The organism is Flavobacterium paronense (assembly GCF_030409795.1).
GTDB lineage: Bacteria > Bacteroidota > Bacteroidia > Flavobacteriales > Flavobacteriaceae > Flavobacterium > Flavobacterium paronense.
In genome coordinates this window covers 500,358-515,508 of record NZ_JAUFQN010000019.1, presented here as the reverse complement: position 1 = coordinate 515,508, position 15,151 = coordinate 500,358, and the positions used below count along the sequence as shown (strand labels likewise).

The 15,151-nt window shown below is 33.9% G+C and carries 11 protein-coding genes; all 11 read right to left on the bottom strand.

Translation table 11 applies throughout. The annotated features are described in order from the left end of the window. Positions 1-10: 10 nt before the first annotated feature. The 11 genes from QWY90_RS03880 to QWY90_RS03830 all read right to left on the bottom strand — a co-directional run bounded on the left by QWY90_RS03880 (position 11) and on the right by QWY90_RS03830 (position 15,114). The gene (locus tag QWY90_RS03880; RefSeq protein WP_290284544.1) at positions 11-613 is read right to left on the bottom strand and encodes a SprT-like domain-containing protein; all 603 of its coding nucleotides are present in this window, start codon (positions 611-613) and stop codon (positions 11-13) included. Between the two features lie 2 nt (positions 614-615). Next, positions 616-1,299 (bottom strand): SDR family NAD(P)-dependent oxidoreductase, encoded by a 684-nt coding sequence (locus QWY90_RS03875; protein WP_290286924.1) that lies wholly within the window; start codon positions 1,297-1,299, stop codon positions 616-618. Between the two features lie 124 nt (positions 1,300-1,423). Continuing rightward, positions 1,424-2,446, bottom strand: coding sequence for a fibrobacter succinogenes major paralogous domain-containing protein (locus tag QWY90_RS03870; RefSeq protein ID WP_290284543.1), 1,023 nt, complete (start codon positions 2,444-2,446; stop codon positions 1,424-1,426). Positions 2,447-2,593: 147 nt separating this feature from the next. Next, complete coding sequence (locus tag QWY90_RS03865; RefSeq protein WP_290284542.1) at positions 2,594-4,027, bottom strand: T9SS type A sorting domain-containing protein; 1,434 nt, start codon at positions 4,025-4,027, stop codon at positions 2,594-2,596. A gap of 14 nt (positions 4,028-4,041) precedes the next feature. Continuing rightward, entirely contained in the window at positions 4,042-5,661 is a 1,620-nt protein-coding gene (locus QWY90_RS03860) for an ELWxxDGT repeat protein (RefSeq protein WP_290284541.1), read from the bottom strand. A gap of 214 nt (positions 5,662-5,875) precedes the next feature. After that, positions 5,876-7,501, bottom strand: coding sequence for an SBBP repeat-containing protein (locus QWY90_RS03855; RefSeq protein WP_290284540.1), 1,626 nt, complete (start codon positions 7,499-7,501; stop codon positions 5,876-5,878). 93 nt (positions 7,502-7,594) lie between these two features. Continuing rightward, the gene (locus QWY90_RS03850) at positions 7,595-9,250 is read right to left on the bottom strand and encodes an ELWxxDGT repeat protein (RefSeq protein ID WP_290284539.1); all 1,656 of its coding nucleotides are present in this window, start codon (positions 9,248-9,250) and stop codon (positions 7,595-7,597) included. 154 nt (positions 9,251-9,404) lie between these two features. Beyond that, positions 9,405-10,151, bottom strand: coding sequence for a LytR/AlgR family response regulator transcription factor (locus QWY90_RS03845; RefSeq protein ID WP_290284538.1), 747 nt, complete (start codon positions 10,149-10,151; stop codon positions 9,405-9,407). 2 nt (positions 10,152-10,153) lie between these two features. After that, positions 10,154-12,034 carry a sensor histidine kinase gene (locus QWY90_RS03840; protein ID WP_290284537.1) on the bottom strand — a complete coding sequence of 627 codons (1,881 nt, stop codon included), beginning with the start codon at positions 12,032-12,034 and terminating at the stop codon, positions 10,154-10,156. Positions 12,035-12,334: 300 nt separating this feature from the next. After that, on the bottom strand, positions 12,335-13,945 hold the full coding sequence (locus QWY90_RS03835; protein ID WP_290284536.1) for a T9SS type A sorting domain-containing protein: 1,611 nt from the start codon (positions 13,943-13,945) through the stop codon (positions 12,335-12,337). A 179-nt stretch (positions 13,946-14,124) separates the two neighbouring features. Further along, positions 14,125-15,114: a hypothetical protein gene (locus QWY90_RS03830; RefSeq protein ID WP_290284534.1), complete on the bottom strand. Its 990-nt coding sequence runs from the start codon at positions 15,112-15,114 to the stop codon at positions 14,125-14,127. Positions 15,115-15,151: the final 37 nt, after the last annotated feature.

Sequence of the window (15,151 nt, the reverse complement as noted above, 5' to 3'; positions counted from 1 at the left end):
TTTTAAACTATTAACCTGGCAAAATTTCAACCTCAGCATTAGCATTAAACAAAAAAAGTCTTCCCGTTTTAACTTCCAAACATTCATAACGTTTTACGCGTAAGCCTTTCTTCTGAAAGATTCTACCATTTTTTATTCGAAACATACTGCCGCTTGGCACTTCGTGTATAAAATGAACATCTGGTTTTCGTTCGTCAAATTGCTTTAGGGCGAAAGCCAATCGGGCATCGGTATCACTACTGGCCGTTGGGTTTCTGAAGTGATTCGCAACCAAAGGTAAGACCGAATGTGGAAAAATTTCAGGTCTAATAAACGGAACCATCAAACGCTGAAACGTAATTTTCCATTCGTTGCCATGTGGTTTTATAAACCGACCATATTTTTCATAAGCAACCAAATGCGAAATTTCATGAACCAACGTAATTAGAAATCGGTATTTATTCAAATTGGCATTAACGGTGATTTCGTGTTTTCCGCCAACAGCTCTTCTGTAATCGCCATGACGTGTTTGTCGTTCGTTAACTATTTTAAGATGCACATTGTTTTCCTTGATTAATTCAAAACAAGATAACACTGCATGTTCAGGTAAATATTTGGATAAAACGTCACTCAAAATTAGGGCGTTGAAGAGGATACCTGAATTATTTTTCCGTTATGGTATTTGTTTCCAGTTAAGGCAAAATTAAAAATATAATCCGCCATTTCCTTTGCAGAAATCGGAGCTTCATAACCAGGAAAAGCTTCTTGTAACATTTCAGTATTTACGGCTCCAAGAGCTAAAACATTGAATGCAATTCCTTGCTCTTTGTATTCTTCAGCCAACAATTCAGATAATGTAATGACAGCTCCTTTACTTGAACTGTAAGCTGATAATCCGGCAAATTTCATACTGCCTTGAATTCCGCCCATTGAACTTATTGAAACTACATGACTTCCTTTTTGAAGATAGGGCAAGCAAATTCTAGTAAGATTAGCAACACCAAAAACATTGACTTTATAAACATTCTCGAAATCCTCTTGTGTAGTTTGTCCAAATGGTTTGTTTATCAAACTTCCTGCGTTGTGGATGATAACATCTACACTCTTCCACGTTTGATTTAGAAAATCTTGTACCTTAATTAATTCAGCTTCATTGGATAAATCAACGGAAAGGGAGGTGATATTTTCATTTCCTAACAAAGCTTGCGGAGTTTTGCGTGAAATGGCTAAAACCTGATGACCCGCTTCAGCAAACTGTATAGCCAGCTCAAATCCGATGCCACGTGAAGTTCCTGTGATAATGATGTTTTTACTCACAATTTAATGATTGTTTTTTGGTGTTCGTGAATCTTCAATTTCATAGACCAATTTTGCATTGGCTAAAATACAAAAAAACCTTTTGGAAACAGTACTTCCAAAAGGTTCAAAAAAAACTACTTATTCATTAATCTTTAATACAACGTAAACAAAAAGCTTGTGCTTTGGCAACATTTGGATTTCTACTACTACCTGTATTACTGTTATCTATTCCTCGATGCACAACAGTTGTTGCACTTGATTCTGTTGAAGACCACCAATAACCGCCTGATGCGCGACTAACAAAATTAAAAGATCCTGTATTGTCTTTGTAACCTGTCAACAAAGCCGTAAGCCCAGAGGCATTTGTTCCACTACTAGTCAAAGAACTTAAATCGGAGCCAACTGAACCAGTGTTTCTAAAAAATGAACCTTGCATATCAGCAACTGACATACCTAATACACTTTCGAGATACATCCACTCACAATCACTTGGGATGTGAAATCCCGCTGGACAAACTCCTTGTGAACGCTCTAAAATGGCTCCTTGCATAGCAGCTGTCCATTGGTATAATTTGCCTTCATTCGCGGCTAACTCTGAAGAAGCATTGTTATAATAGCCGCTCCAAGCCGAAGTGGGAGTATTGGTAAAGGCGGTTAAATTAGTATTAGCAATATCGGCATTATACCGGCACCAACATTGTCCTCCTATTTCAACCAAAGCTCTGGTATTTGTCGTTGCGCCTAAGCCTATTCCCATAGTACTGTTTGTTGCATTTGACCAATCATATTCAACTCCTAAAGGTGTTGTTGAATCATCGTTTACTGTTGCTCCAGCTACCATACTGCAAGGCGTTTTTGAAATGGTTTTCCCGACGCACAAAGGATTGCTTGGGATGGATGCTAAAAATGTGGTTCCACAAGCGTTATACCATAAGGAGCCATTCCACCATTCGACACAATTTATGGAGGTATTATAAATCGTTAACCCTATCGCAGGAGAAACAATTGCATTACGTTGAGCGGTTGTCATTCTGGGTGGTAAAAATCCTGCTGCTGTGGATTTAACGTCTAAGATAGAAGAAGCATCTGGAGTTGTAGTACCAATTCCGACTTGAGCTGATGCAATACTCACTATGAAAAAAGTAAAAATTAAGAAATATCGTTTCATATTTTTATTGAATAAATTAAACTAGAGGATGAAAGCCATCCCCTAGCTTAAAACCAAAAACAGACTAACTAGTATTAGAGAATATATTATTATCAGCAGAATTTCTAATCGGTATTTTTCTGCTGTTGAAAGTAGGTATTTCATAGCTTATTCTATTAGTAATTTTTTATTTGAAATCCCTTCAGATGTTGCAATTTTTACTGTGTAAGTGCCTTTTGTTAAATCTGAAATGGGATATTGATTTTGTTGCTCAAACGTTTTTACTAATTGCCCAAGCATAGAATAGATTTGTACACTTTTGATGGTTTGGTCTCCATTCAATTCAAAATAATATTGAGCCGGATTCGGAAATATGGCAACATTATTTTTTACCAAACTATTCGTTGCTAATAATGGTGTTAGATTATATACTCTAACATGTCCATATACATTATTGTTATTAGCTGCGATTGCAATTGTTCCTCCATCCTGAGATAAATTCATACTAGATGTGGAATAATCGTTTGGATTCTCACCAACTATGTTAGTTCCTAATTGTACCCAGTTGTTAGAAACGTTTTTATAAATTTTTGCAGTACCAAAACTTCCATTCTCAAAACTATTAGGCGAACCCGTTGCCAATATTTGTCCATTTGCAGATAGTGATGCTTTGTAAACTCCGTTGATGTCGCTACCTATTTGTGTCCAAACAGTAGAACTATATTGATAAACCCGAACATGTCCATTGTTAAGTCCAACTACATTATCATTTCGTTCTGCTCCAATAGCGATTATACTCCCATTTGCAGAAAGTGAAATAAAATTCCCTGAATAATCATTGGCCGCTTCACCATTAATATCATTACCTTGTTGAACCCAATTCCCATTTAGGTTTTGATACACTCTAACGTGACCAGAATCAACTCCGTTTCCGTCATTAAAAGGAGCGCCAATGGCCACTTTTGAACCGTCGGATGACAACGAGACACTAGCTCCTGAGTAATCTCCGGCTGCTTCACCATAGATATTATTTCCTATTTTGTACCATTCGCCATTAGTGAATTGATACACTCGGACACATCCCAAAAGTCCTTCTCCATTAGTACCAGCATTTGCGGGTGCGGCAATGGCAACAATAGTACCGTTTGAAGATAAACTAATTGCTGTTCCGGAATATCCTGCTGCGGTTTCACCACCAATTCCAAAACCCATCAGTACCCAATTATCATTGTTATTTTGAAATATTTGCACAGCTCCTCCCTGATTCCCATAACCATAAGCTCCTATTGCTACTATAGCACCATCATCAGAAATATCAAGACTATACCCAAAAGCATCTGCCGGAGCAAAACCATTGATGTCATTGCCTATTTGAACCCATGCATTTAGAAACTTCCTATAAACACGGACGGCACCTCTAGGTTGATCACCAACTTGTGGTTTTGAAACACCAATAGCAAGTACTGAACCATCTTGAGACAGAGCAACAGTACCGCCTCCATAACAAAGCGCATTACCATCTATGTCATTGCCTATTTGCACTTGAGAAAATGCTGTTTCTCCAAGTAAAATTATGTACCCCAATAGTAACAGCTTTTTCATGGTTTTTATTTTAGTTATTCAACTAACAAAGTTTTACTTAAAGCCCCTTCCACAGTATTTACTTTTACTATATAAGTTCCTTTGGTTAATTCTGAAATTTTGTACTGGTCTTGTTTATCGAACGTTTTTACTAATTGACCTAGTATAGAATACACTTCCACTTTTTCAATATTTAATTCTGTAGTTAAGTTAAAATAATCTTTGGCTGGGTTTGGGGAGAATGTAATGGCATTTTCGTTTAAAGTAAAATTGCCGGTACTCAATGTAGGATCCATATAGGCATACAATTCTTTTCCAATTCCAACTCCCGCATCAGCAGAAAAATACAATTCGTTAGTAAAGTTATTAAACACCATCAAGTTAGATATTGTACTACTTGCTGTTGGATTTATCTCAATCATTGTAGTTCCAACAGAAGTTCCATCACTCACCCATAATTCAACGCCGTTGGTTCCATTATCGGCTGTGAAATATAATTTCCCGTTATATTCTGTTAAATAATTTGGACTACTATCTCCTGATGGATTTATGTTTTTAACTAATACTGTACCTATGTTTGTCCCATCTGTTTTCCATAATTCAACACCATTAGTACCATCATTGGCTATAAAATAAACCGTTGAACCCACTTGTTTAAATTTTGAAGGATTACTATCACCTGAAGGATTGATGTCTTTAATTAAAACTGTACTTGTGGTTGTACCTGCCGAAGTCCAAAGTTCTTGACCGATTGTTCCGTTGGATGCGCTAAAATATAATAAACTTCCAATTGCAGTAACATTGGCCGGATTACTGTCTCCTGAGGTATTGATATCTTTTAACAAGGTCAAGCTTCCTACTCCATTAGTTTTAAATAATTCTCTTCCCAAAGTTGGATGAGTTCCTACAAAGGTTAAAGCAGCTCCTAATACATTTAATTCAGCTGGATTGCTATCAGCACTACCCGTATTTAAATCTAAATATAATGTTGTTCCTGCCAAAGTTCCATCTGTTTTCCACAATTCTCTTCCATTAGTACCATCAGCAGCACTAAAGAAACAATTTGTTCCTAAAACGGTTAATTCAGCTGGATTTGAAGAAAGAGTACCGCCTGGATTTATATTTTTTATTAAACTAACTGCAGCGCCATCTGATTTATATAATTCAATACCAACAGCATTGGTTCCCAACACAAATGAAGGAGCAAATAATATTTCATTATTTAAAACTACTGGATAATTCATATCAGAAAAAGTGCTTCCTGTAAAAGTTGCTATATTCCCATAAGCACTACAAACAGTATCAGCAAATCCAGCTTTTGTAATTCTGGAATAAGAACCTGTGGAAGGACTGTAAAATGAAGCTACAAAATGAGCTTCACCATTTAATTCAACAAAGGCAAGTGTTGATGTTGGCGTTAATGGATTAGCTGGTAAATTATTCGAATCGAATATATAAGAACTCCCATTTGTAGTTCCATTCGAATGGAATATTGTAGAACCAGGATTAAGTGCGGTGTAAATTAATTTGTTATTATACACAAATCGAGGTGTGGCATTTGACGATGCATTCCCGTTGTGATTTTTAACCAATCGAACCTGTGCATTAGCACCAAAAGCAGCAAAAATTGCTGTAATAAGTAGTAATTTTTTCATAATGTGTAGATTTAAAGTTATCCAAACTTCATGAAAAAAAACATCAAAAAATGAGCGAATACATAAGTGGGTTTATTTGATTGTTATCTGTAGTAAATTTTAGGAAAAGTGATAAATAATTACCTTATAATTTTTATGTCCTGAAACAAAAAAACGCTACAAATAATTGAAGCGTTCTCTCGGTTTACAGAAATAATTAAAATAAATTCTCAAACTATTCAACAACTAATATTTTACTTTCAAAAGTAGTATTGGTGTTAATTTTCACAATGTAATTACCTTTTGAAAGATTCGAAGTATCATATTGATTTTGTGCTGGGAATATTTTAACCAATTGTCCAAGCATTGAATATATTTCTATTTTTTCGATTAGTTGGTTAGTTGATAATTCGAAATAGTTTTTTGCTGGATTTGGAAATAGTTTTATAGCATTTTCATTAGAATATGCTTCACTTGAATTTGACAAAGTTGCATTATCTAACTTTGTAATAAACATATCATAAGTAGAGATAGGATTATCATTATATAAAGTACTACTGCCAAAAGTGATAGATGAACTATTGAAATTACCTACCACATAACAATTACCTGTTGGACTCAAAGATATACCTCTACTGAAATCATCAGCACTTCCACCGGAAGATTTTGCCCAATCTACAGTGCCACTTGATGTATACTTTGCAATAAAAAAATCATTACTGCCGGCATTAGTCAATGTAGTACTTCCAAAAACAATATTGGAACTACTGAATGTTCCTGCAATGTAACTATTACCAAAAGTATCTACACTTATAGCTCCTCCGTAACCTGGCCCTCCTCCTGTTGGGCATATTGCCCAAACTACAGTCCCATTTGCATCATATTTTACTAAAAACATCGCATATAAACTTGCATTTGGATTAGTCAATACGATACTGCCAAATGAAATACTAGGTCCATTAAAATAACCCATAACATAACTATTATTATTGCCATCGGTATCTATACCATCAGCTACGCTACTACTGGTTCCACCGGCTGATTTTGCCCAAAGCAAATTACCACTAGTATCATATTTGACCGTAAATAAATCAGACCCGCCAAGGTTAGTCAATGTAGTGCTATCAAAACTGATACTTGGGCTAGTATATGTGCCTTCAACACAAATGTTTCCACTTCCGTCTACAGCTATTTCTTGTCCTTTATCAAAACCAGTTCCACCAGCAGATCTAAACCAGATAATATCACCTAATTGATTAAGTTTTCCAATAAAAAAATTCCTTGACAGCGTTATTGTGTCATAAAAACTGCCCGTGATATAACTACTCCCATTTCCGTCTACAGCAATACCATTTATATAATCATTGTCTGCTAACGTAGCAACATATTTATTACCCCAAATTAAGTCACCATTTGTATTTAATTTTATAACAAAAGCATCTTGATAAGTTGCCGAACTATCGCTATTGGTTAGAGTTAATAGTGGCCCAAAACTAAAAGAAGGCCCATAAAATCCACCCGTAACATAAACATTCCCATCTCCATCTAATGCTATTGCTGTACTACTTGCATCATTTCCCGAAGAAGTTTTTGCCCAAATAACATTTCCATTTATATCGTATTTTACAATATAAATACCACTTCCTAGCGTTTGTAGTGTAAAAATTCCAAATGAAATAGTATTGACGTAACTTCCTGTAATATAACTATTCCCATTTCCATCAATAGCGATTGCTGAAACTAGAGCATTACCTACTGACCCCACAGATTTAGACCACAGGTAGTTTGGAGCTTGAGCATTTATTATATTGCCAAAGCCAATTAAACATAATATACTAAATACATACAATCTCTTTTTCATTTTTTATTCACTCTTAAGGTTATAGTCTAAAAAGTACATTTAAATTTTAAACGCACAGAATACTGTGATTTAAAATTAAAATAAATACCGAAACTATTCAACAACTAATATTTTATTTTCAAAAGTAGTATTGGTGTTTATTTTTACAATGTAATTAGCCTTCGAAAGATCCGAAGTTTCATATTTATTTTGTGCTGAAAAGGTTTTAACCAATTGTCCAAGCATTGAATAAATTTCTACTTTTTCTATTGGTTGGTTGGTTGTTAATTCGAAATAGTTTTTTGCTGGGTTTGGATATAGTCTAATTTTATTATTAACTAATGTAAGCTCCGTTGTTCCTAATGTTGGTGCCGTGGCGGCTTTCCATAATTCTGTGCCAGTCGCTACATCGGTTGCAGTAAAATACAATTGGCTATTATAAATAATAAAATCTTTTGGATTGCTTCCTGCTGATCCACTATTTATATCAGCAGCCAAACCTGTTCCCGAATCAGTTCCATCAGATACAAAAAGTTCTGCTCCTGAAGCACCATTTGTGGCCTGAAAAACAATTTTCCCATCAAAAACAAACATATTAGTAATATTGCTATTTCCAGTTGGGTTTATGTCTTTAACTATAACAGTTCCTGCTGGCGATCCGTTTGATTTCCATAGTTCAGCTCCGTCAACTCCGTTGTTGGCTACAAAATACAACCGAGTATTAACGTTAGTATAAGATATGAAATTAGCACCTCCTGCAGTCATACCATCTGCTGGTCCTAGATTTATATCCTTAAATAAAAAAACATTCAAACTGGCATCCATCACATATAACTCTCTTCCATAAGTTGGGGTAGTGGCTGAAAAATATAAAAAACCAGCACGAACAAACAAATCCGCTGGAGCAGAATCCGCAATACCTGTGTTAAGATCTGTTACCATAAAGGTACCTGCGGGTGTACCGTCGCTTTGCCAAAGCTCAGTTCCATGAACTCCGTCGTTGGCAGTAAAGTATAGTTTACCGGTAATATCAACAAATGTCAGGTTGTCAACACCACTTGAAGCTGAACCTGGATTAATATCAAAAGAAGAAACTGTAGCTGAGGTTGGTCCTGTAGTTACATATAGTTCTTTACCTGAAGTTCCATTGTCGGCTGTAAAAAATAATTTTGTTCCAACAACAGTAAAATCTGCTGGTGTACTAGCAGCTGAACCTGGATTTATATCTGAAACTAATACCGTTCCAGCTCCAGTTCCATCAGAAACAAAAAGTTCTGAACCTGTTGTCCCATTATTAGCTCTAAAATAAAAATTGTTTCCAAAAGCTGTAAGTTCGGCAGGATAACCACCCGGATTTGAAGTAAATGCATTTATTTCTTTGGTCATAACTGTTCCTGCTAAGGTACCGTCAGTTTCCCAAAGTTCGTAGTTGGTTGTTCCAAGGCTATTTACGCCATTATTGGCAGAAAAATAAACTTTATTTGTTGGAGCAAAATACATAAATCCTTGTGGATTTGAAGCGGTATTAGCTGAAGAAATTCTTTTTAACTGAACAGTTCCTGTTGAAGTTCCGTCTGATTCCCATAATTGAGTAGAATATACAGCACCACCATCAGCGGCCATAATAAGCTTGCCCGCATGAACAATTCTATTTTTTGCATAAGCAGGTATGCTTGAAGGTATTCCAGGATAGATGTCTTTTACTTGAGACACTTGGGCCTGAGTTAACATAACAACAAATAGTGCTTTAATAAGTAATAGTTTTTTCATAATGAATAGATTTAAAGTTGTCCAAACATCAAGAAAAAAAATATCAAATATCCAGCACTTAAATAAGTGACGTTAATTTATAGGTAACTGCATCAAATTTTACTAAAAGTGATTTTGGGAAATTAAGATAATTAAAATATAGTATGTAAGAATTCTAAAATGAATCCAGAATTTGCAGTATTTGCGATTTCTTTCGGTGAGAAACCGGAATCTCATCATTGTTTTGCATGACTAAAATACCTCCTTCGGATTTGTCAAAACGCAAAATCTTATTGCTGTTAATTATATGAGAGTGATGTGGTCGTATAAAACCATAAGGTTCCAGCATTTCTTCGTATTCTTTAAGCGATTTTGAGATGATTATCTTTTTATTGTTCTCTATAAAAAACTCGGTATATTGCCCATCCGATTCGCATCTTATGATGTCTTTTACATCAATAAAATAGAAGGAATTACTGTCTTTGAGGACTATCTTTTTGTCTTTGTAAGTGATTTTGTCTAAGCTGTCTTGCATTATCTGTAGCTGTTCGTGCAAAACTTCATTTTTTACTTGTTTACTAATCTTTTCAAAAGTCTCAATCAATTCATCAACACTTATTGGTTTTAGTAAAAAATCTATGGCACTAAAACGAAAAGCATCAATCGCATATTTATTGTGAGCGGTAATAAATACAAGATGAAAATTGATTTCAGTCAAGCTGGATAATAAATCCATTCCGGTTCCATCGTCTAATTCAACATCCAGAAAAAGAATATCTGGGTTAACTTCTTCAATCGATTTTAAACCCGAAGCCACTCCATTTGCTTCAAAAAGTATAGTGGGAAAAGGGCAAAAGTTTTTAATCAACTGAACTACACTTTCTCTGATATTGGTTTCGTTGTCAATTACTAGTATTTTCATTTTTAGTATATCTTAGGTAAAGATACAATTATTTTAAAGCCACCATTGTCCGTAACATCTTCAACCTTATACGATGCGTTTGAATTATTTTGTTTATTGAACAAATACAATCTGTCTTTGATGATTTGCATTGCTCTGGATTTATGTTCTTTTTCTTTACCCTCTAAATTTTTACCTGCGCCATTATCTAAAATAATAATGTTAATGTTATTTTCATCATCACAGAAAGATATTGTTATCTTTCCTTTGTAACTGATATTCTTAAATCCATGTTCTATACTATTTTCGACAAAGGGTTGAATAATCATTCCCGGAATTCGCAATTCGTTAATTTCTAATGAATCATCCACATTAAATTGAAAATCAAACTTGTCGGGAAACCTTAATTTCTGTAATTCAAGATAGTGTGTAATAAATTCTATTTCTGCTTCAATTGTAACCAATTCTTCATAAGTGCTCTCTAATGATTGCCGCATTATTTTTGCAAAACGAGATATGAAAACCGTGGTTTTAACACTCTTTTCTTCCGATGAAACATTTTGCAAAGAAGCTAAAGCGTTGAAAAAAAAGTGTGGATTTATTCTGGCGCGGTTTAATCTTTGTTCCGTTTCCATCATCTTTTGCTTGCTTTGAAGCGATCGTTGTCTGAAAAAGAAAATCAATGTTAGTATGGCCAATAAACCTCCAATAATTAGAAACGTATATAATTGTTTGGTTTTCTCTAACTCAAAAATCATTTTCTCATTTTTGACTTTATTGTATTTCTGCTCTAATTCATTTACTTTTTGAACCTTTTGTATATTCCAAACACTATCTTTCATTTTGGAATACACTTTATATACTTCAAAAGCTTTAGGCACATTTCCAGCATTTGTATATAAATCTGATGCATCATAATACAACATCATTTTTGCTGAAGAATCCTCAATATTTTTTACCAGAAGTAAAGCAGTATCCATACTTTTATTGGCTTCAGCTACTTGTCCATTATCCAGATGATCCCAAGCTTTAGCCGAATATAATGGACCTAAATTTTTATAGCCTTTAATTTTTTTGGCATAAAAAATAGCGGAGTCCATATTTTTTAAGGCGTTTTTTACATCACCTTTGCGATAGGAACAAGATTCTTTAATTCTGTAATAATTGGTTATTTCAGTATACATTTTATAGTTGAAAGCATTTTCTTTAGCTTTATCGGCAAAGATTGCCATCGAATCTAGCAGCGTTTTTCTATTGGAGAGAGTAAACTTTGTATCATATTCCATAGCCAACCACAAATAATTTTCAGCATTTTGTTTGCTGTTGCCTTGGTTTTCAATCAATTTTTGAGCTTGTAAAACATAAGTCCATTTTTTTTGGTGTTCATTCATTCGAGTCAATAAAAAGACAACTTCTTTAACTGCGCTAATTTGGTCATCATCATTACCACTTTTCTCAGCTTCTCGTAAAGCTTTAAAAGCATAAACGGATAACTTTTCCATATCGTTTATGACTTTATAATAGAAGGCTTTATTTGAGTATATATCATAATCAAATTGGCTTTTACAACTCATTTTACTAAGCAAATCCTCTTGCTTTTGAAGGATAGTGCATGCTTTTTTGGATTCTCGATTGCTGATATAATAATCAAATTCTATTTGCAAACCTTCAAAAACACAACTTTTAAATTTTGATTTTTTAAGTGATTGTGCAACTTTACTAACTTGAGATTGATTTTTTTCGTCAGTAATTTGTTCTTTTAAACTAGTAGATAGTGATTTGCAGTTACATCCTTCTTGTCCAAAAGACGCCATCGAAACAAAAAAGATGCTAATTAGAACGCATCTTTGTAAAAAAATCTGACTGTTCATATTACAAGATTGGGTTAAAGAGGATTGTCTCATAGTTGTTTAACCCAAAAATAAGGAATAATTATCCCTTAAAAATTTCATTTTCAATAAAATATCCTATCAATAAAAAGAGAATATATAACTGTAGTGTTTTACTAAATATGTGTAGTGATTTTAAAGATAAGTGTAAATTAAAATTTGTGAATTGAAGATTTTTAATACTATAAGTTAGAGGGTAAAAATCACCCTCTAACTTAAAACTAAAAACAGACTAACAATTATTGAAGAATATATTATTCCAATTAGAATTTCTAATCGGTATTTTTCGGCTGTTGAAAGTAGGTATTTCATATCTTATTCGATCAGCAATGTTTTATTTGAAGTTCCTTCTAGAGTAGCAATTTTGACAATATAAGAACCTTTTGATAAATCTGAAATGGAGTATTGATTTTGTGCTTTGAAAGATTTTACCAATTGACCTAAAACTGAATATACCTCAACTTTCTCAACTGTTTGTTTAGTAGATAATTCGAAATAGTTTTGAGACGGATTTGGAAACAATTTTATTGTGTTTTCGTTTAAAGAGAAATCGATGGTGTTTAAGGCTGGATCTTTATAGGCACATAATTCAACACCAACTGTGTTGTTAAAAATTGCACTCATAAACAACTCATCTCCAAAAACATAAAGATTTCTAGGCCCAAAAGTAGTTGCCAAAACCATTTGTGTTCCGGTAACAGTCCCATCACTAACCCACATTTCACGTGAACTAGTACTAGAATCAAAAACGATAAAATATAATTTACCATTGTATGCAGTTAAATTTTGAATAGATTTTGTTCCAGTTACCACATTTTTAACCAACGAAGTCCCAGCATTAGTCCCATCGGTTTTCCATAAATCAATTCCATTAACACCATCGTCAGCAAGAAAGAAAATTAAGGAACCAACTTGAGTAAAATTTGAGGGATTACTATCTCCTGATGGATTAATATCTTTTATTAAAACAGTTCCTATATTATTCCCATTCGACTTCCATAACTCTTGACCAATAGTTCCGTTATTAGCACTAAAGTATAAATCAGTTCCAATAATTTTAACATTCGTTGGGTTACTGTCTCCTGTTGTATTGATATCTTTAATTAATGTTAAACTACCTGAGCCATTGGTTTTAAACAATTCTCTTCCTAATGTTGGATGTGTAGCAACAAAAGTTAATTGACTTCCTAGCACATTAAACAAATCTGGGTCACTGCTGGAAGCGCCTGTATTCATATCTAAATATAAAACCGTTCCGGTACCGGTACCGTCTGTTTTCCATAGTTCTCTTCCATTATTGTCATCTGTTGCGCTAAAAAAACAGTTGGTACCAAGAACCGTGAATTCCGTTGGATACGAACCACTATTTGTAGCTATAAATATATTTTTTAATAATCCACTATTTGCTGGAGTAGCTAAATCGGTTACATAGGGCTCAACACTTGTTTGATTATTCGCTATTATTGGACTAAAAATTAATTTATTATTCAACCCAACAGAATATCCTAACCTAGAATTAACCGAAGCGGTTCCCGTTGTTACATTCGACACATCATAAAGTGAAACTGCAGCGTTTGAAGTTCCTATAAGTTTAGTTACAAACGCATGATCATCAATAACTCTGCGAGCATCAAAAAATAATTCTGAGTTATAGGTATAAAAATTAACCGAAGCATCAGGATTGTTAACTAAAGCACCAGTATTAGGATCGTCAAATCTAATATTTACTGTTCCAGTTGTTGTTCCATCAGTTGCAAATACATAACGAGAAGATCCTGTTAATGCTGTGAAAAATAATCTCCCGTTGTATTCATAAAAAGAACCAGGAGCTGAACTATTGACATTGTTGATTTCTTTAACCAATCGCAATTGAGCAGTAGCACCAAAAGTAAATAGCATTGTTGTAAAAAGTAAAATTCTTTTCATAATGAGTAGGTTTAAAGTTTACTCAAAAATCATATTTTAAATTAGAGCTATTGAAATACATTATTTAATTGGAGATGTTTTTTTAGTAAGTGATACATAATGTAACATAAGTGATTTTAAAAATTTGAATAAAAAAACGCCTCAATTTCTTGAAGCGTCATACTTTATAATTTACTAAATCATTTAAGACAACTACAATTTATATCCTTACTTGATCCTACACTAACAAGATATATTCTATCTTGAAACTTGGTGCCATCATAATCTTGGGCAAAACCAAACACTTGATATTTGCATTTACCGTTTTTAGTAAACGCTATTATACCATCTATAGCATGCCTAAGAATGATACCTGTTGTTTGATTTCGCTCAATCGTCCAATCACTTTCTACTATTCTTGCTATTTTACCTTCGCCTTCTGAGTTATTGAAAGCTTTTAGCATGCCCGCTTCTATTTTCTTGTCTTGCATCATTGCTTTTGGCAGACAAACAGCATCGTCATTAAGATTAAATGCATTTGCGGAGACGGTTAGTGTAAATTCACCTGAAGCAACCATTGGGGCAAGAAAGACATCGTCATAATCGTCCATTGGATAGACTTCAACTTTTATTTTGTGATCTCCGGGAGTAAGTTTATCTTCTGTTTTAGATAAAAAATTTTTGAATACATTAGTTCCTTTTGAATATCCATCATCTTTATAAAAACTACTTCTGAATGTGGTAAAAGTTTGCTTTTCCTCTAAAGAAAAGGCACTCCTGGTTCCATATCTGCTATAAAGAATAGGAATCCCATCTAAATAAAGTTTGAATGAATATGCTGCAGTAATATCTTTTGAACTCCTTCTATCTTTTTCGGAAAGACGCGTTATATAATTGGAAAGCGAATTGTTCATATACACTCTCAAGTAAATGGGATCAGGTCCTCCTAAAGTAAACTTGTTTGTGAAATCCGATTCTATTTCTTTTCCCCACTCAAGGGCAGCTTCTTTTTTAGAAAACACAATCTTTCCCATATACTTTTTGTGTGTAGGACTCGTTATTCCATCGTTGGGTAAGTCGGCAGGGTGTTTGGGATTCTCTTTAGTAATAACCGTATTCAAATCTTGTGCAAATGCATTACTAATAGGAATTAGCATTAATAAGGCTGTAATAAATTGTAGTTTTTTCATATTTATAGTTTTATTTGTTCTAAAATTTCGATTTAGA